The sequence below is a fragment of the Neoactinobaculum massilliense genome, from assembly GCF_900604955.1.
Classification (GTDB): Bacteria; Actinomycetota; Actinomycetes; order Actinomycetales; family Actinomycetaceae; genus Neoactinobaculum; species Neoactinobaculum massilliense.
The window spans coordinates 1,099,621-1,117,810 of the sequence record NZ_UWPE01000001.1 but is presented as its reverse complement, the minus strand read 5'-3'; the positions used below and the strand labels follow the sequence as shown (position 1 = coordinate 1,117,810).

The window sequence follows — 18,190 nt, the reverse complement described above, 5'->3', positions numbered from 1 at the left end:
GGCGGGCGGCTGCGGGCTACCGGCTGGCTACCTCGGTGACCAGTGCGGCGTCGCGATCAAGAATCGTATCCACGTACGTGCTCGCCTTCTTCTCTAATGCGCGTCCCACCAGCGGGACGTGAATATTGAGTGACCCGAGGGCGGACACGTGCGCAACGGCGTCGCCGGTTACCGCGAAACTAACCGTGAGGGTGGCCGGTACGCCCGTCGCCGTGGCTTTGTAAGTGACCGTGTTGGCATGCTTGGTGAGATTGACCGTGGCGCTGGCGCCCGAGGGGACCAGCTTCCGGATGGCGGCGGGGAGTACATTCGTGGGTACCTTGGCCCGCGTGAGAGCATTAGATTCGTCACCGCTGAATTCGAATTCCTTGACGCCTCCCTTAGCCAGCCGTGCGGCCATAAGCTTGCGCGACATAAGGGTGGCGATCACCGTATCCCGCGGCACATTCACCGTGTACTCGTGACGTATTTCCATGGAAACTCCCTTCGGCTGGGCCGGGCGGCCCTTCTCTGAGTGTACGGGCGAAAGCGGCGTGCGGGCAGGTAGTGGCGCGGGACGATGGTGCCGGCAAGGCTCGGACGGGCGAGGGGAGGCGCCAATTCCGCGTACTATCGAACCATGCCTAGTTTGACCAACATCCTGGGACGGATTCCTACCCTTAGTCCGTCGGATCGCGAATGGCTTCACCTCCTAGTGGCGGATTGGCAGCCCATCGCGGATCTGGAGTTTGCGGACCTGGTGCTCATGGTGGAGCAGCCTTCCGGGAGGTTTGTCATTGTGGCGTCGGCCCGTCCGGCGACGGCCTCCACCTCGTTTGATAATGACGTGGTGGGTATGAATCTGGCACCCAAGATTGTGGCGCCCTTCCACCTCCCAGATTTGGCACCCGCCGGCGAATCCATTGAGCTCAACGGCCTGGTGTATGAGGGCCATCCGGTGGTGCACGAGGGCAGGCCTATCGCCGTGCTCGCGGTGGTGCGCAACGAACGCACAAAGTTCCACAGCGACGGCCACCATCCTTCCTACATTCGGGTGCCGCAGCAGATGCTGGATATGGTGGCACGCGGAGAATTCCCCATTGAGGACACGCCCTCGGGCCTGCGTCACGGCACCCCGCGCGTGACGGACGGTTTCACGCACCTGGATACGGACGGTGCGATCGTGTTCTCGTCACCGAACGCCATCTCAAATTTCAATCGTCTGGGTGTCAAAGCGGGGATTGAGGGCACGCTACTCAGCGAGCAGGTGACGGAGGCGCTGCCGGAGCACGCCAGCATTGATGAGAACCTGCCGCTGGTGCTAGCCGCCCGGGCGCCCATGCTCACCGAGCTGGAGGTACGCGGGGCCACCGTGTCACTACGTTCTATCCCGCTGACCGTTGAGGGTGAGCCCGCCGGGGGAGTGCTGCTGTCTCGGGACGTGACGGAGGTACGCCGGCGGGAGCAGGAGCTGGTCACCAAGGATGCCACCATCCGGGAGATCAACCATCGCGTGAAGAATAATTTGCAGACTGTTTCTGCGCTCCTCAATATGCAGTCCCGCCGCGCCACCGATCCCGCCACCATGGATGCGCTTCATCAGGCGCAATCGCGTGTGGCGGCCATCGGTCTGGTTCATCAGATTCTGTCCCAGTCCGTGGAGGACCGGGTGAATTTTGATGACATTTTTAATCCGCTTCTCAACATGGCATCGGATATTGCCTCCGTTGGCGTGCCGGTGGTTTCCCACGTGGAAGGCTCCTTCGGCGTTATTAATGCGGATGTGGCCACGCCCCTGGCAATCGTGTTCAACGAGTTGGTCTCCAATGCGGTGGAGCATGGGCTACCGGAGGGTGGCACCATCCTTGTGGAGCCGCGGCGCGACGGTAATCACCTCATCGTGGATGTGACGGACAACGGTGTGGGGTTGGGCGGGAAAACGTCACGCGGCCTGGGCACCAAGATTGTGCGCACCATGGTGGAGGGGGAACTCTCCGGCAGTATTTCGTGGGACGACGCCGAAGGCGGGGGCACCCGCGTGCATGTGGACGTGGATTTGGCGAAGGCCAGTAGGCGGGATTAGCGGGGCCGGCCTACGGAACTTCTACAGGGCGGCATTCGCGCGGCGCCTGCGTGCATTACGGCGTCGGGTGGAGCGGCGCTCCTCCTCGGACATGCCACCCCAGATGCCGGCCTCCTGACCGGTTTCCAGCGCGTAGGCGAGGCAGTTGGACATGACGGGGCAGGCGGCGCAGATAGATTTGGCGTGCTCAATTTGATGAGCCGCCTGGCCGGTGGAACCCACCGGAAAGAATAGTTCGGGATCCTCGTTCAGGCAGGATGCCCGGCGGCGCCAATCCATATAATCCTCCAGTGTTTGCCGGCGGAAGAATTCCCGCGCGAACGCCCTAATGCTCGCAGTCGTCAGGTAGTAGGTAAAGAGAAATTCATGTGAATTTTCTTCGCCGTGTGCCAGTGGTCAGATGTGTAGCGAGGAGACGGCGGAGTGGGCGGGACGAAAGGGAACGGATTTTCACGAACGTGGAAAATACGTGTGGCAGTGAGCGCGAAGGCGGACGGCGTGATCGCTACCGAATGATTTTCTCCACGTTCGCCGCGCTGTTATTTGCCACGTTGCCCACCTGGTTGCCCACCGGGAAGTACGTGTATGTTGGCGGTTCACGCTGAAGCAGCGCCAGGGCGGCGAGTGGATCCTTCTGCGCCGGGTCCAACCACGCCGCATATTCCTCTGGGCGGAGGAGGGCGGGCTCACGCGAATGAATTGCCGCCATCTCCGCGGTGGCCGCACGCGTAATAATGGTGGCGGAGAGCAGCCAGGTGCCGTCCTCCTGATGCCACCAGCTGTAGAGCCCCGCCATCGCGGTGACGGGCTGGGAAGCGTCAAAAATAAAATATGGCTGTTTGCTACCGTTTGGCCCACCGCCAGCTTGCCATTCGAAATAGCCGCTCATGGGCACAATACAGCGTCGCGTGGCAAGCGAGGGTGCGAAGGCGCGTTTTTCGGCCACCGATTCGAGCCGCGCATTGAACATGAGCGGGCCGGAGAGGTCCTTTGCCCAGCGCGGCACCAGCCCCCACCGCGCCATGAGCATTTCCCGCCGGCCGGTGTCCGGCCGCTGCACAATCACGGGGATGTCCGTCGAGGGCGCCACGTTGTAGCTGACGAAGCGTTCGGTCTGTTCGTCGATGCGCTCCAGGTCAAACTGAAGCTGCACCTCGTCGGGCGCCATGTAGGACGCGTATCTACCACACATGTCCCCAGCGTAGATCGATAGAGGTGGCGCTCGCGGCGGGTCATTGTCCCGCGGGCCGCGTCCGGGACGACGTCGGTGGGGCGCCTAGTGCGTGACCGGGCGGCGTCGTGAGATAGAACGTGGTTTAGTACGGCGCAGGGTGGGAGAGAATAGGGGCGTGACTATCGAGGAAGCGCGCCAGCGTCTAGCAGAACTTGCCCCGCAACTACGGGAGGCCCAGAGTGCCTACCATTCGGGGGATTCACCGGTGATGACGGATGAGCACTATGACGCGCTTATCCATGAGATGCGGCGGCTGGAGGCTACATATCCGGAGTTGGCCGCGGCGGATTCGCCCACGAAGGCTGTCGGCGCGGTGGCCCGGACGGGGTTTGCGCCGTCCCGTCACCTCGAACGGCTCTATTCGCTCCAGGACGTGTTCTCCCTCGAAGAACTGGCCGAGTGGTACCACGGGCTGCCCGAGGGCGCGCGTGAGGTGACGGCCGAGGCCAAGATCGATGGGTTAGCCCTCAACCTGCGCTACGAACGCGGGCGGCTCACGGTGGCGGCCACGCGTGGCGACGGCGTCACGGGCGAGGATATTACGGCCAATGCCCGCACTATCGCAGCCGTACCGACCGAGCTTGCCGGTAGCGGCTGGCCGGCCGTCATGGAAGTACGCGGGGAAGTATTTTTCCCGCTCAAAGAATTCGCCGCATTCAACGAGCGCCTGGAGGCGGCGGGCAAGAAAACTTTCGCCAACCCAAGGAATGCAGCGGCCGGGAGCCTGCGGCAAAAGGATCCGGCCATCACCGCCGGACGTCCCCTCTCCTTCATCGCGCACGGTATTGGCGCACTACAGGACGTGCCGGATGCGACGGCGAATCTGCTCGCCACCCAGGCCGGTGTCTACGAGGCATTCCGCGGGTGGGGCATCCCCGTGTCGCCCTATACGCAGGTGGTGAATGAGTGGAGCGATATTGAGGCGTTCGTGGCGGATATGCTGAAGCGGCGCCATTCCCTTCTCCACGGTATTGACGGTGCCGTGCTCAAGGTTAATGATCGCGGCGCCCAGCAGGGGCTCGGGGAAACCTCCCGTGTGCCGCGCTGGGCGATCGCCTATAAGTATCCGCCGGAGGAAGTGGAAACGCGGCTGGTGGATATCCAGGTTCACGTGGGCCGCACCGGCCGCGCTACGCCCTACGCGATTATGGAACCCACCGTGGTGGACGGGAGCACGGTCTCTCAGGCCACCCTTCATAACCCCTCGGAGGTGGCGCGGAAGGGCGTACGCATCGGGGACATTGTGATCCTTCGGAAGGCGGGCGACGTGATCCCGGAGATTGTGGGTCCGGTGCTTGCCGAGCGCACGGGCAAGGAACGCGAGTGGCGCATGCCCGCCGCCTGCCCGGCGTGCGGGGCGAAACTAGCCCCGGCGCAAGAGGGCGACGCCGATTGGCGCTGCCCGAACACGAAGTCCTGCCCATCCCAATTGCAGGAGCGTGTGGCACACGTGGGATCGCGCGGAGGTCTGGACGTAGACGCGCTGGGTGAAGAGACCGCGCTGTGGCTGACCAACCCGGAGGCCGGGCGGCAGGACGCCCTGACGGCGGTAGCCACCGGGCACCGCGTATCCATTGAGGCGGCGGACGGCACTACGCACACCATTCACCTGACGAAAGAAAAATCCCAGGAACTCGGCCTCATTGATGAGGAAGGTGCCGTGCTGGACGCGGACGGCGTGATCCCCGAGCAGGTGCAGCGGAGCCTCGGCATTCCGGCACCGCAGACGCCGCTACTGGAAACAGAGGCCGGCATTTTTGACCTCACCCCGGAGGACGCCCGCAATGTGTGGATTTGGCAGGAGAAGAAAGAAAAAGGTGAACCCACCGGCGATTATCGGCGGGTGCGAGCCGCCTGGACTAAACCGCGCTACCGGGGGCGGGGTGCGGACCGTGTGCTTGCCGCTCCATCCACGCCCGGTGCGGCCATCACAAAAATTGTTGCGGAACTTGATGCGGCCAAAGGAAAGGAACTTTGGCGCAAACTGGTGGCGCTCTCCATTCGTCACGTGGGCCCCACGGCCGCGCGAGCGCTCGCGGAGCGGTACGGGAGCCTGGAGGCGATGCTAGCGGCTGGGCCGGAGGAATTGGCCACGGTGGAGGGGGTGGGTGCCATCATTGCCCAATCCTTCACCGCCTGGTTTGAGGTGGATTGGCACCGCGAAATTATTGACCGGTGGAGCGCGGCGGGCGTGAGATTCGCGGATGAGAAGCCTGCGGCCGGCGAGGCACAAACCCTCACGGGTATGACCATCGTGGTGACGGGTACGGTGCCCGGCTACACGCGGGACGGCGCCAAGGAGGCTATCCGGGCACGCGGCGGAAAGGCCGCCGGGTCTGTTTCCAAGAAAACCACCGCCGTGGTGGTGGGTGAAAATGCGGGCTCCAAAGCGGAGAAGGCGGCGCAATTGGACATCCCCATCGTTGCGGCGGAGGACTTCGATACACTGCTTGAAACGGGCACTCTTCCCGCATAGCACCGGTCATGGTGGTCGGTGCGGTGGGTGAGCCGGCAGTGCCGGTAGACGCCTGCAGAAAGTGAACCAGCCATGCACCTTGCACTGTTCAGCCGTCGCGCAGACGAGTACGCGGCCATCGCACAGTTCCAGCAGTCTCACCCCGATATTCAGTTGGACGTCTATGACGCGCCAATCACCGAGGCGTCCATTCCGCTCTTTGCGGGAGTAGACGCCCTGGTGGCCTCCCAGACGCTGGAAATCCCGACACACGTGTACGCGGCCATGGGAGAGGCGGATATTAAGGTGTTCGCCACCCGGTCCGCCGGTGTGGACATGTATCGGAAGGATCTTCTCGCCAAGTACGGCATCCGGCTGGTCAATGTACCCTCCTATTCCCCTATCTCTATCGCGGAATACGCCTTCACCTTGGGGATGATGGCAAGCCGTAAGATCGCGCCCTACATTGAGCGTCGCGCGGAGGGACACAACTTCACCTGGGCGCGAGACGTCATGGGCCGCCCCATGCGCCGCAAGACGGTCGGGGTAGTGGGTGCCGGCCGGATTGGCAGCCGAGTGGCCTGGCTCTACTCCCAGATCGGCGCCCGCGTGCTCGCCTATGACATCGCGCCCACCGAGGCGGTCGCCCGGTACGCCACCTACACGGACACGTATGAAGAACTGCTTCGCCACTCTGATGTGGTGACGTTCCATGTGCCCGCAAGTCCTGAGGTACACCATATGCTCGACGCCGCTGCGATCGCCCTGCTCCCCGAGGGTGCGGTGGTGGTGAACACGGCGCGCGGCATGGTGGTGGATACGGAGGCGCTGCTGGATGCAGTGGATTCGGGACATCTGCTGGGTGCGGCGCTGGACGTGTATGAATTTGAGGGTCCGATTATTCAGAACGATCAGCCGCCGGTGGACGAGTTGCTGCAGCGGGTGCTAGATAATCCGCGAGTGCTCTACACGCCGCACACGGCGTTCTACACGGACGAGGCGGTGGCGGCCCTGGTAGCGGATGCCATCGAGGGTGCCGTGGAAATCGTTAATGGTGGCCGGCCGGATAACGAGGTGGACCTGTGACACGCGCCTCGGGAGAAGCTGGACTTTTGGCACTGCCGCCCGCGGCTAATCTACTTTAAATTTTCTACTATCTGCCCGAAGAACCGCCCACCGGTGCAACTTCGAATTTTCGGGCGAGTATTTCCATCAACCCACAGGAGAGAAAATGCCCGAAAACTCGGTCAGTACTCAAACCGGTGGCGCCTCTGAAAAGGGTGCTACCGCAACGAAATCCGCCGGCATCGAAACGGCCTCACGCCTCGGCTTCAAAGCTTTCATGATGAAGGTCTTGAACGGTACGGCCATCGGCATCGTTGTTGGGCTCATTCCCAACGCGATTTTTGGGGAGCTGTTCCGCGCCCTCGCCTCCGTCTCGCCCGTGTTCGGGCAGCTGGCCGCAATCGTTTCTGGTGCACAATTTGTGGTGCCGGCGTTAGTTGGTGCCCTGGTTGGCGTGCAGTTCGCTATGAACGGCATGGAAATCGCTGTGCTGGCCGCCACCACATTCATTGGCTCCGGCGTGCTCACGTTTTCGGATGAGGCCTGGACCATCGCCGGGATCGGCGATTTGATCAACACGATCATTGTGGCCTCACTCGGCACACTGGCGCTGCGTTGGCTTCACGGCAAGCTTGGTAGCGTCACAATTATTGTGCTGCCCCTCATTGTTGTGACCGCCGTGGGCGGTATCGGGTGGGTCACCCTCCCGTACTCGCGTGCAATCACCGGTGGCATTGGCCGCCTTATTGCCCATTTCACCGAGCTACAGCCGCTCCTCATGTGCATTCTGCTGGCTATCGCCTTTGCGATCATCATCGTGTCGCCAATCTCCACGGTCGCGGTGGCGCTCGCCGTCGGAATTGATGGGCTCGCCTCGGGTGCGGCGAATATCGGAATCGCTGCGGCCACCATGACGCTCTGCGTTGGTTCCATCCGTCAGCACAACAAGTCCGGGGTGACTCTGGCGGTGTTCCTCGGGTCCATGAAGATGTTCATGCCGAACTGGATTACCAAGCCGGTCATGAATATCCCACTTATTCTCAACGCGGCAATCGCGGGCGTGACGGCGTGGGCGTTCCACCTGCAGGGAACGGCGCAGTCCGCCGGCTTTGGATTCTCCGGGCTGGTGGGCCCCATCGCTGCCTACAAGTTCCTGGATCAGGCGCCGCTGGTCCGATTGGGTATCCTGTTCTTGGCCTTCTTCGTGATTACGGCGGCCGGTGCGCTCCTCATAGACTTCCTATTCACGCGCGTCCTCAAGCTGTACACCAACGAGGTCTTTAAGTTTCCGATTGTAGAGGAGTAAACACCAGATGCATGTTGCCCTGTATTCGCAGCGTGACGATGAGCGAGCGGCCATCGCGCAGTTTAAGGCCGCTCATCCTGATCTTGAGATTGACGTGTACGACCAGCCTCTTACCGAGGATCTTCGCGGCACGCTCAAGGGCATTGATGCCGTTGTTGTCCAGCAGATTGCTCCCATGGGTGAGGAAACGTATGCGGAGATGGAGCGGCAGGGCGTGAAGGCACTCGCCACACGCTCGGCGGGGACGGACATGTACCGGCTTGATCTCCTGAAGAAGCATGGCGTCAAGATGGTGAACGTCCCCTCCTACTCCCCGGAGTCGATTGCCGAGTTCGCCTTCGTCACGGCCCTCACGGTGAGCAGGAAGGCGGCACCCTTCATTGAGCGGCGGGCGGAGAATCATGACTTCTCCTGGGAACCGTCCATGATGAGCCGCACCATTCGCTCAAAGACGATCGGCATCGCTGGAACCGGCCGTATCGGCCGGGAAACCGCGCGTTTCTTCGCGGGAATCGGCTGCAAGGTACTCGGCTACGATCTCTACCCGAGTGACGCTGGGCGCGAGCTACTCACCTACGTCGATTCGCTGGATGATCTGCTGCGCCAGAGCGACATCGTCTCCTTCCACATGCCTGCCACCGCCGAGAATCACCACATCCTTGACGCGCGCGCCATTGCCCTCATGCCGGAGGGCGCCATCGTTGTCAACACCGGCCGGGGCGCACTGATTGACACGGAGGCGCTGCTCGACGCCGTGGACTCCGGACACCTCGCCGGAGCTGCGCTCGATGTGTATGAATTTGAGGATTCCCTGGTGCAGAAGAATCAGCCCGAGGTTGATTCCCTCATGCAGCGGATCCTGGATAACCCGCGGGTTCTCTACACGCCGCACATTGCGTTCTATACGGAGCAGGCGGTCGCGGCCCTTATCGCGCAATCAATTGAGGGCGCGATCGAGGCGGCGCAGGGCGGTCACCCGGTCGGGGAGATTGAGCTCTAGCTCCGCTCATACGACGCCGTCGTGGTCCAGTACGGGCCCGGCGGCGTCGCTACAACGGGAGGCGCGCGGCGTGTGGCGGCGCACGCCGTTGTTTTTAGGTGACGCGGAACGGGTGCGCTTCGGCGTCGTACTAAAGAAGCGGGGCCAGAGGCCGCATGACGGCTTCGGTCACCTGGGCCAACCTGCTGCGCCTCTCCCACGCCTGCCGCGTTAATTCGTAGGCGTTGGTGAGGTCATGCTCAAACACGCGCTCCATGAGGTGGGAGAATCCCGTATCCAGGATGGACATATTAATTTCGAAATTCCCGCGCAGGGAAATGCGGTCAATATTCGCCGTCCCAACGGTGGACCAGCGAGAGTCCATGGTCATGGTTTTGGCGTGAATCATGGCGTCGCGGTAGAGGAAAATCCGTACTCCGCTCCCTAGGAGCCGCTGGTAGTGGGGGCGGCCCACCCAGTCCGTATACACGTGGTTGGAGTATTCGGGAATCAGGATGCGCACGTCCACCCCGCGGCGGGCGGCATCCACCAGCGCATCCATCATGGCCGCATCGGGAATGAAATAGGCCATCGTAATCCACGCGCGCTCGGAAGCGCGGTTGAGCGCATCAAGGTAGAGCGCCTGGATGGGGAATGTGTTGGACGCCGGCGAATTGAGTACGGCACGAAGGGAAGGATCCCAGGGCATGCGTTCGCGGGCGCGGATGACCGGGTGTTCCTTCTTGCGGTAGGAATTCCACATGTCCGCAAACGTGTCACGTAATTCGGCGGAAACGGGGCCGGAAATCCGAATATGCGTGTCCCGCCACTTGGTGGCGTGCTCGAGGCCGATGTTAAATCCACCCACGTAGGCAACGGATTGATCGATGGTGAGGATTTTCCTGTGATCGCGTCCCTTATCACGGCTGCGGCCGGTAAAAATACCGGTGCGGACCAGCGGAAACGCCATCGCGTGGAGGTGCTCCATACGGGGCATGCGCCGCACCCGAGGGTTCTGGTTGAGAGTGCCGAACGTATCGGTCATGATAAATACGTCCACGCCGCGTGCGGCGGCGGCTTCGAAGGCGGCCCGGAAGCGCTGCCCCATGTCATCATCTTTGATAATGAACGTTTCAAAATAGATAGTGTGGCGGGCCTGTGCAATATCCGTGAGCATGTCGCTGTAGAGATCCATGCCGTAGGTGTAGAGCGTGATGGCGTTTTCCCCTACCGCGGTGGTCATAGGCGGAAGATGGGGAAAATCGCCGGTGGTGGGTGTGCGGCGCTTACGGTGCTCATCCACGAGCGTGATGGCACCAGCTGCCACAAAGGGTGCCGACGTCGCCGCGACGCCCGTCCACTTCAGTGCGCGCCGTACTCGGGTGCGCATGCCTTCTCCCAGAGCCATGCCCCTAGACTATCCGGCTGGGGAAATGCTGCGTGGCGTGATTCATGTACCGGGCTGCTACGTGGCGGGTGAAGACGCACGCGTAGACTAGCCGCATGTCGACATTTTCTAAGGACGTGGTTCTGCGTTTAGCAGATCTTGCGCGCATTGATGTGACACCGGAGGAAGCGGAGAAACTCGCGGATGAACTGGTGGTTGTGGAGAACGCGGTGGCCGTGGTGAGTGAGGTGGCCTCCCCGGAGCTTCAGCCCACCTATAATCCGCTCCCGGTGGAGAACGTTGTCCGGGAGGATGTGCCCGGTGAACTCCTCGATAGGGCGGAGGTCCTGGCTCAGGCGCCCGCCGCCGAGGACGGCAAGTTCCTGGTTCCGCAGATTTTGGGCGAGGAGGCATAACGGTGAACGAATTGCTACTGAAATCCGCGGCGGAACTCTCCGAGTTACTGCAGGCGGGCACCATTACATCGGTGGAGTTGACGCAGGCATCCCTGGACCGGATTGAGGCGCTGAATCCGAAGCTCCACGCGTTCCTCTATGTGGATCACGAGGGCGCGCTAGCCACCGCCAAGCAGGTGGATGAGGACCGCGCGGCGGGCAAGACCATGCATCCGCTGGCCGGCATTCCGATTGCGGTGAAGGACAACATTGTGACACGGGGGATTCCCACCACCGCCGCGTCGAAGATTCTTGAAGGGTGGCGCCCTCCCTACGATGCCACCGTCATTGTGAAGATTAAGCAGGCGGGCCTGCCCATCGTGGGCAAAACGAACCTTGATGAGTTCGCCATGGGGTCCTCCACGGAGCATTCGGCCTTCGGCCCCACGCGTAATCCGTGGGATACGGACCGAATCCCGGGCGGCTCCGGTGGTGGCAGTGCGGCGGCCGTGGGTGCATTCATGGTGCCCTTGGCGCTGGGCACGGACACGGGCGGGTCTATTCGTCAGCCCGCGGCCGTGACCGGCACGGTGGGATTCAAGCCCACCTACGGGAACGTCTCCCGCTTCGGGGCTATTGCAATGGCCTCCTCGCTGGACCAGATCGGGCCGGTCACCCGCACGGTGCGGGATGCGGCCATGCTGCAGGAGCTCATATCCGGCCATGACGTGCACGATTCCACCTCGCTCGATCAGCCGGTGGCGGATCTGGTGGGTGCGGTCAACGCCGGCACCACCGCGGCAAAGGACCCGGCCAAGCCGTTGGCGGGCCTCAAGGTGGGCCTGGTCAAGGAGATGGAGGGTGAAGGCTACGCCGAAGGCGTGCTTAAGTCCTTCCATGAGGCTGTTGCCGAGCTGGAAAAGCTGGGTGCGGAAACTACTACGCTCTCGGCGCCGTCGTTCAAGTACGCACTGGGCGCCTACTACCTCATCATGCCGGCTGAGGTCTCCTCTAACCTGGCTCGGTTTGACGGGATGCGCTACGGCGTACGCGTGGAGCCTACGGAGGGTCCGGTGACCGCAGAAACGGTGATGCGTGCTTCTCGCGCCGCCGGATTCGGTGATGAGGCCAAGCGACGCATTATCCTTGGCACGCACGTGCTGAGCGCCGGATACGCGGACCAGTTCTACACCTCGGCGCTGCGGGTACGCACGCTGGTGCAGCAGGACCTCGCCAAGATGTTCTCCCAGGTGGATGTGGTGGTTTCTCCCACCTCGCCTACGGTGGCGTTCAAGTTTGGTGAGAAAACCAATGACCCGATGGCCATGTATCTCAATGACATCGCTACTATTCCGGCGAATCTGGCGGGAAGTCCCGCTATTTCCTTGCCGTCTGGGCTTTCGGATGGGTTGCCCGTTGGGTTCCAGATCCTTGCGCCAATCGGCGAGGATGCCCGCGCCTACCGCGTGGCGGCGGCGCTTGAGGAAGGCCTGGGTGGCTCGCTAGCTTCCCAGTGCCCCGCAGCCAGCTGGGAGGAAAAGTAATGGAAGAGCTCATGGATTTTTCTGAGGCGGTTGCCCGGTTCGATCCGGTCATTGGCCTTGAGGTGCACGTGGAACTTTCCACGGCTACCAAGATGTTCGATGCTGCCCCGGTAGAGTTCGGCGCGGAGCCGAACACGGATATTCAACCGGTGTCGGTGGGCCTGCCGGGGTCCCTACCGGTGGCCAACAAGCGTGCCATTGAGTACGCCGTGCGCCTGGGCCTGGCCCTGGATGCGGACATTGCCCGGCTTTCCCGGTTCGAGCGGAAGAACTACTTCTACCCGGACCTTCCGAAGGCCTACCAGATCACGCAGAATGCGCAGCCAATTATTATTGGCGGGCACATGGATCTGGAGTTGGAGGACGGCTTCACGTATCGCTTCCCGATTGAGCATGCGCACCTGGAAGAGGATGCCGGCAAGAACACCCACGTGGGTGGGGCGACGGGCCGCATCGAAGGCGCCAAGTATTCCCTGGTGGATTACAACCGCGCCGGTGTTCCGCTCATCGAGATCGTGTCCGATCCCGCCACGGGCGTAGGCAAGCACGCGCCGGAGGTTGCGGGTGCCTACGTGCGTTCTATCCGTGAGCTGGTGCGCGCACTCGGTATTTCCGAGGGACGGATGGAGCGCGGTAATATCCGCGCGGATGTCAACGTGTCCCTCCGCGAGAGCCCAGATGCGCCGCTCGGCACCCGTACTGAAACGAAGAACGTCAACTCCTTCCGGGGAATCGAGAACACCATCCGGTTCGAGATCCAGCGGCAGGCAGCCATTCTGGCGAGTGGCGGCACCATCCTTCAGGAGACGCGTCATTATGATGAAACGATCTCCGGCACGCGTGCGGGCCGCGTGAAGTCCGACGCCGATGACTACCGGTACTTCCCGGAGCCGGACCTGGTGCCCATCATCTGCTCTCCCGAGTACGTGGACGGCATTCGGGCCAATATGCCGGAGCTCCCGGCTGCGCGCCGCACGCGCGTTCAGAAAGAGTGGAAGCTCTCCGACGAAGAACTGCGTGACGTTATCAACGCCGGCGCACTGGATCTTATTGAGGATTCGGTGAAGGCGGGTGCCACGCCGGCCGGTGCCCGCAAATGGTGGATGGGTGATATCGCCCGGTTTGCCAAGGATAATGCGCTGGATCTTGAGGACGCGCCGGTGACGGCGGCGAACGTGGCCGAGCTGGACCAGCTGGTGCAGAGCGGCAAGCTCAATGACAAACTGGCGCGGCAGGCAATCGCCGGCGTGCTGGCCGGGGAGGGCACGCCCTCCGAGGTAGTGGCCAAGCGCGGGCTGGAAATTGTCTCCGATGATTCGGCGATTGAGAAGGCCGTGGATGAGGCACTTGCTGCCAATCCGGACATCGTGGAGAAGATCCGCGGTGGAAAGAAGCAGGCCGCTGGGGCCATCGTTGGCGCAGTTATGAAGGCAACGCGGGGCAAGGCGGATGCACGGAAGGTTCAGGAGATCATCCAGAAGCGTATCGCGCAGTAGCTAGTTGACAGTGGAGGAGGCGCCGGGCAGCTTGCCCGGCGCCTCCTGTGCATTGAACCTCTACTTGCCCATCCGCTTGGCGCGAATTTCCTCATACTCAAAACGATCGAGTTTTCCTAGGGAAACCAGCTTCGATTCGATGAGATCCAACGCGGTGTTGCGGTCATCCATGCTGTTGACAAAGTCCAGTTTGTCCCGATCCACCGTGACCAGCGCCGAGTGCGTGTATCCGGCCGCCCAATTCTGGTAGGCCTTATTGACGCGGTGGTAATAGGCCACTAGCTCTGGCTTGTCGCGGACGTCCTCCATATCCCGTCCACGGGCGGCGATCTGCGCCAACTCGTGATCCGGGTCAATCTTGAGGTAGACGGCCAGATCCGGGAAACCGTTCCACGGGCTGCCGTTCACATTCGCCTGCATCTCCTGTGAGAGCGTGAGGTAGACGTTGAAATCGGCGTCGTCAATTTCCCCGTTGTCGTGGAGCTGGGAGGCCATGACGAAATCGGATTCCAGGGAGGAATCCAGTACCGCATTTTCTTCGGTAATGGCACGTTTGAGCTGCTGGTAGCGGAAGGTGAGGAAGGCGATCTGGAGCATCACGCCCACGCGTTTACGCGATTCGGCGCCGGCCGCATAGAACTTTTCCAGCATGTCGTGAATCATCCCGTTGCCATCCACGTTCTCGTAGTAGGCCGAAGAACCCAGATCCTCCGCGAGGAGGGAGGTAAGCGTGGATTTACCCGCGCCGATACTGCCAAGGATGTAGATCACGATGCGCCTTTCACTAGGTGGTCCGGTCACTCGGTGACCGTTCCCCGGTCACGCGGCAAGTTTGCCAGCGGCCTCAGCCAATTTTTGTCGCTCCGGGCCTGGGTTCCAAGCCTGAGGCGCAAGAGGTTGGCCACACCGGCGTGCTGTTCGACGCCGGAGTGGGTGCGTGAGTACACACCAGCGCGAGCTGCGCGAAACGGGACCGGACGGCGTCGTCCCAACGGGCGGTGGACAAGGGCGTGCCACGACAGAAATCTTCGATAAACTAACGTCTGTTACGTCACGGGCACGCAACGGTGCGGCGCGCGTGGCGGACGGAAAGGAAGCAACGTGGTGCGAACAATCATTGTGACGGGTGCCGGCTCAGGCATCGGCAAAGCGACGGCGGATCTGCTGCGCGTACGTGGGGAAGAAGTAATTGGCCTGGATCTCAAGGGCGCGGACTACCCGGTGGACCTCTCGGATCGGAGCGCAATCGAGGCGGTAGCTGCACAGATTGCGCAAACCCACGATCACATTGATGGCCTGGTGGTTAACGCGGGCGTGTCCGCGCAGAATCCGCTGGCACTTAAGGTGAACTATTTCGGCGCGATTGACACAATTGAGGTGTTCAAAGCGCTGCTGGAGAAGTCCGAGGCGCCGCGTATTTCGGTGACGGCGTCGGCGGCGTCCCTGCAGCCCTCGGATCCGAAACTGCTCGAGTTGCTGCTGGCGGGGAAGCGTGAGGAAGCCATTGCACGTGGGCAGGAGCTGACCGACCAGGGTGGTATGACGGGCTACTTTAACTACTCCACGTCCAAGCGTGCCATCGCCCAGTGGGTACGGCGGCAGGCGCCCACGGACGAGTACGCGGGCAAGGGTATTCCGATCAACGCGGTGGGTCCGGGCGTGGTAGAAACCCCTATGACCAAGGAGCTGCTGGCAACGGAGGAGGGACGCAAGGCCACCTTCGCGGCGATGCCCGCACCACTCAATGGGGCCTCACATGCGGAGGACATCGCGGCGCTGCACGCCTTCCTTGTTTCAGCGGAGTTTCGCACCATGACCGGTCAGATTATCTACATGGATTCCGGCTTTGACACGTTGCGCCGCGGCGAGGATATCTGGCACGCGCCGAAGTCCATGGAGGACTAGGGCCACGGGCGCCCTCGCCGGTGGCACGTGCCCGTGAGGGCGTCCGCTCGCGGGCAATTGCGCGGCAATCGTGTCCGTGAGACGAAGATTGTTACCCAATGGACATTTTGAGCCGGTATTCTCACAGGAGAAGCAGGCAGGCACCATGAAAGGAATGTCATGTCACAGGAAAATCTGCCGCAGTTTCCCGCGGGTGCTCCCCAGGCTCAGGGGCCGCAGGATGGTAACTACCCGGGTGGAAACTACCCGGGGCAGGGCGCATATCAGCAGGGTAACTATCAGCAACCGGCCGGATATCAGCAGTATGGCGCACCTATGTACCTGGCTGAGCATCCGCGGGCCACCACGGTACTGGTGCTGGGCATCGTCGGAATCTTCATGGGCCTGCTGTCCTTTATCGCCTGGTACATGGGCGGTAAGGCACGCAAAGAGATCCAGGCCGGCGCTCCCTACCTCTGGGATGGAAGCCTGAAGACGGGCTACTACCTCGGCAAGGTATTCGGCATCATCTACATCGTGGGCATTGTGCTGTGGATCCTTATCGTTATCCTTGCGGTAGTTAGTGGTGGGATGGCTCAGGAAGGCTACTAGATACGTTTCACCGCCGATGCGCTTTGATGGCCCGAAAGCTGCTCCGGCGGTACGTTTTTCGGTTTGGCCCGGACGAAGCATAATCGTCCGGGCCAAATTGTGTATCGGAGCACAGTAGTACGGGAGGGGGAGTGCCAGGGTGGGCGACGGCGTCGTTGGGCACCGTGTAGACCGGCTCACGTATGTGTGGGCTATGCGGTGCGCAGGGCGGGAAGTAATACGCGCGGCGAGGAGGACTCGGCATGAGTACCGGAGAACCACGGCGGGAAAACGAAAGAATGAACGACGGCGATATTCAGCCCCGGGCGGCCTCCGGTGGCTATCAGGGAACGGATCGAGACCTATGGGGCCTGGTAGCAGGCATCGTATCCGTATGGCTGTTCGGGCACACGTTTAATAACATTGGTCCGGCTGTAGGTGAGGCGACAGGTATGTCCGCACCGCTCACCAATGTGGCCGTATCGCTCACCTCGCTCCTCGCGGGCATGCTCCTTGTAGGGTGGGGCAGCCTGGCCGATAGACGCGGACGGATGCGCATGATTGTGCTGGGCAACGTGCTCAATGTGGTGGGCTGCCTAATGATTGCGGCCGCAACCGGGACCGCCGGGCCGGCGCTGGTGATTGCAGGCCGGGCATTGGAGGGGCTGGCGCAGGGCGCCATCACGCCGGCCGTGCTGGCCACCGTAAACCTGTACTGGCAGGGCCGCGGCCGTGACCGCGCGATCTCCTGCATCTCTATCGGCAGCTTCGGCGGGGCAGCCGTGTCATCATTCGTAGCTGGCGCCTTAGCGTCCAGTCCGCTCACATGGCGGGCCGTATTTGTGCTTGGCGCTGCCGTATCCGTGCTCTGCCTCGTGCTGGTGCGCCACATTCCCGAATCGCGCACGTCCAGCCAGGAGCACCTGGACATCGCGGGGATTACCAGCTTGGCCGTCGGCATGCTGGCGCTCCAGCTCGCTATTACCTACGGACCAAAAATGGGACCGGCCTCGGCAGGGACGTGGGCGCTCGTCGTCGTATGTATCGCGGCGATTCTCCTATTCATTCACACCGAGCGCACCGTAAAGAATCCGCTCATTGATCTACGCGTTTTCCGGGTTCCCATGTACACCGGGGCGATTATGGCGAACTTTTTCCTCACCTCCACCGCGGGCCTTACGTCGGTCACGCTGTGGGTGCTGCAGCTCGCCGGCGGGCTGAGTACGGCCACCACGGGCACGCTGACGCTGGGATATGCGGTCGGTGTGCTGCTATTTGTGCGGCTCGGCGAGCGCATCATGAGGCGACGGGGTGTGCGCATGCCGATTCTGTTGGGTGCCGTGCTCATTCTGGTGGTCGGGCTACTTCGCATGACCACGTTCCTGCCACTTTCGGTGTACGTGACGCTCTGTGCCGTGGCATTCGTGATCTATGGGGTGGGCATCGCCGTCTATGCGACGCCGCTCACCACCGCCGCGCTGCGCCCGCTTCCGCAGGCGATGGCCGGGACGGGGATGGGGGCCTTTAAGATGGCGTCCTCCCTCGGGTCTGCGATTGGGCTCGGCGTAGCGGGCACCATCTTCACAACGGTGGCGGCCAAAGGTACCCCGGTTCTCACCCGGTTTATTACATTCCAGGGCGCGCAAAATAACGTAGCCGTGCGCGAGGCGGGTATCTGGGCGCTCGGTGCCGAGGTCATCATGTGTCTGCTCGCGATCGTGGCCATCCTGGTGTGGATTCGTGAGTCGGATAAGAACGCGGAGGCTGTGCGGGCGCTCGCGAAAGAGTAAGG

General features: G+C 62.1%; 16 protein-coding genes. 11 read left to right on the top strand and 5 right to left on the bottom strand.

Annotated features, from left to right (window positions below):
- Positions 1-16: 16 nt before the first annotated feature.
- Positions 17-475: a DUF2505 family protein gene (locus EIH27_RS04815; RefSeq protein ID WP_124039792.1), complete on the bottom strand. Its 459-nt coding sequence runs from the start codon at positions 473-475 to the stop codon at positions 17-19.
- Positions 476-619: 144 nt separating this feature from the next.
- On the opposite strand from EIH27_RS04815, the gene EIH27_RS04810 reads away from it, so the two are divergent.
- On the top strand, positions 620-2,062 hold the full coding sequence (locus EIH27_RS04810) for a sensor histidine kinase (RefSeq protein ID WP_124039791.1): 1,443 nt from the start codon (positions 620-622) through the stop codon (positions 2,060-2,062).
- 21 nt (positions 2,063-2,083) lie between these two features.
- On the opposite strand, the gene EIH27_RS04805 is transcribed toward EIH27_RS04810, so the two are convergent.
- The gene (locus EIH27_RS04805) at positions 2,084-2,341 is read right to left on the bottom strand and encodes a WhiB family transcriptional regulator (RefSeq protein ID WP_124039790.1); all 258 of its coding nucleotides are present in this window, start codon (positions 2,339-2,341) and stop codon (positions 2,084-2,086) included.
- A gap of 226 nt (positions 2,342-2,567) precedes the next feature.
- Positions 2,568-3,254 (bottom strand): SOS response-associated peptidase, encoded by a 687-nt coding sequence (locus EIH27_RS04800; RefSeq protein WP_124039789.1) that lies wholly within the window; start codon positions 3,252-3,254, stop codon positions 2,568-2,570.
- 157 nt (positions 3,255-3,411) lie between these two features.
- On the opposite strand from EIH27_RS04800, the gene ligA reads away from it, so the two are divergent.
- The 4 genes from ligA to EIH27_RS04780 all read left to right on the top strand — a co-directional run bounded on the left by ligA (position 3,412) and on the right by EIH27_RS04780 (position 9,122).
- Positions 3,412-5,772, top strand: a complete 2,361-nt coding sequence (gene ligA, locus EIH27_RS04795) for an NAD-dependent DNA ligase LigA (protein WP_124039788.1) — start codon at positions 3,412-3,414, stop codon at positions 5,770-5,772.
- 72 nt (positions 5,773-5,844) lie between these two features.
- Positions 5,845-6,837 (top strand): NAD(P)-dependent oxidoreductase, encoded by a 993-nt coding sequence (locus EIH27_RS04790; RefSeq protein WP_124039787.1) that lies wholly within the window; start codon positions 5,845-5,847, stop codon positions 6,835-6,837.
- A gap of 145 nt (positions 6,838-6,982) precedes the next feature.
- Entirely contained in the window at positions 6,983-8,122 is a 1,140-nt protein-coding gene (locus EIH27_RS04785) for a PTS sugar transporter subunit IIC (RefSeq protein ID WP_124039786.1), read from the top strand.
- Between the two features lie 7 nt (positions 8,123-8,129).
- The gene (locus EIH27_RS04780; RefSeq protein WP_124039785.1) at positions 8,130-9,122 is read left to right on the top strand and encodes an NAD(P)-dependent oxidoreductase; all 993 of its coding nucleotides are present in this window, start codon (positions 8,130-8,132) and stop codon (positions 9,120-9,122) included.
- 130 nt (positions 9,123-9,252) lie between these two features.
- Here EIH27_RS04780 and EIH27_RS04775 read toward each other — a convergent pair whose 3' ends face one another.
- Positions 9,253-10,509: a phospholipase D-like domain-containing protein gene (locus EIH27_RS04775; RefSeq protein WP_124039784.1), complete on the bottom strand. Its 1,257-nt coding sequence runs from the start codon at positions 10,507-10,509 to the stop codon at positions 9,253-9,255.
- Positions 10,510-10,604: 95 nt separating this feature from the next.
- Between EIH27_RS04775 and gatC the strand changes: the two genes are divergently transcribed.
- The 3 genes from gatC to gatB are packed head-to-tail and all read left to right on the top strand — an operon-like array spanning position 10,605 to position 13,923.
- Positions 10,605-10,904: an Asp-tRNA(Asn)/Glu-tRNA(Gln) amidotransferase subunit GatC gene (gene gatC / locus EIH27_RS04770; protein WP_124039783.1), complete on the top strand. Its 300-nt coding sequence runs from the start codon at positions 10,605-10,607 to the stop codon at positions 10,902-10,904.
- A 2-nt stretch (positions 10,905-10,906) separates the two neighbouring features.
- Positions 10,907-12,427, top strand: coding sequence for an Asp-tRNA(Asn)/Glu-tRNA(Gln) amidotransferase subunit GatA (gene gatA / locus EIH27_RS04765; RefSeq protein WP_124039782.1), 1,521 nt, complete (start codon positions 10,907-10,909; stop codon positions 12,425-12,427).
- Positions 12,427-13,923, top strand: coding sequence for an Asp-tRNA(Asn)/Glu-tRNA(Gln) amidotransferase subunit GatB (gatB, locus tag EIH27_RS04760; RefSeq protein ID WP_124039781.1), 1,497 nt, complete (start codon positions 12,427-12,429; stop codon positions 13,921-13,923). The genes gatA and gatB overlap by 1 nt, the downstream gene beginning before the upstream one ends.
- 60 nt (positions 13,924-13,983) lie before the next feature.
- Here the strand turns inward: gatB and EIH27_RS04755 are convergent, their stop codons facing one another.
- Positions 13,984-14,694 carry a deoxynucleoside kinase gene (locus EIH27_RS04755; protein ID WP_124039780.1) on the bottom strand — a complete coding sequence of 237 codons (711 nt, stop codon included), beginning with the start codon at positions 14,692-14,694 and terminating at the stop codon, positions 13,984-13,986.
- A 330-nt stretch (positions 14,695-15,024) separates the two neighbouring features.
- Here EIH27_RS04755 and EIH27_RS04750 point away from each other — a divergent pair, with 330 nt between their 5' ends.
- From EIH27_RS04750 to EIH27_RS04740, 3 genes are all read left to right on the top strand, one after another.
- Positions 15,025-15,828 carry an SDR family oxidoreductase gene (locus tag EIH27_RS04750; protein ID WP_124039779.1) on the top strand — a complete coding sequence of 268 codons (804 nt, stop codon included), beginning with the start codon at positions 15,025-15,027 and terminating at the stop codon, positions 15,826-15,828.
- Between the two features lie 159 nt (positions 15,829-15,987).
- A complete protein-coding gene (locus tag EIH27_RS04745) occupies positions 15,988-16,419 on the top strand; it encodes a hypothetical protein (protein ID WP_124039778.1) in 432 nt (143 codons plus the stop codon).
- Positions 16,420-16,661: 242 nt separating this feature from the next.
- On the top strand, positions 16,662-18,188 hold the full coding sequence (locus EIH27_RS04740) for an MFS transporter (protein WP_124039777.1): 1,527 nt from the start codon (positions 16,662-16,664) through the stop codon (positions 18,186-18,188).
- Positions 18,189-18,190 lie beyond the last annotated feature (2 nt).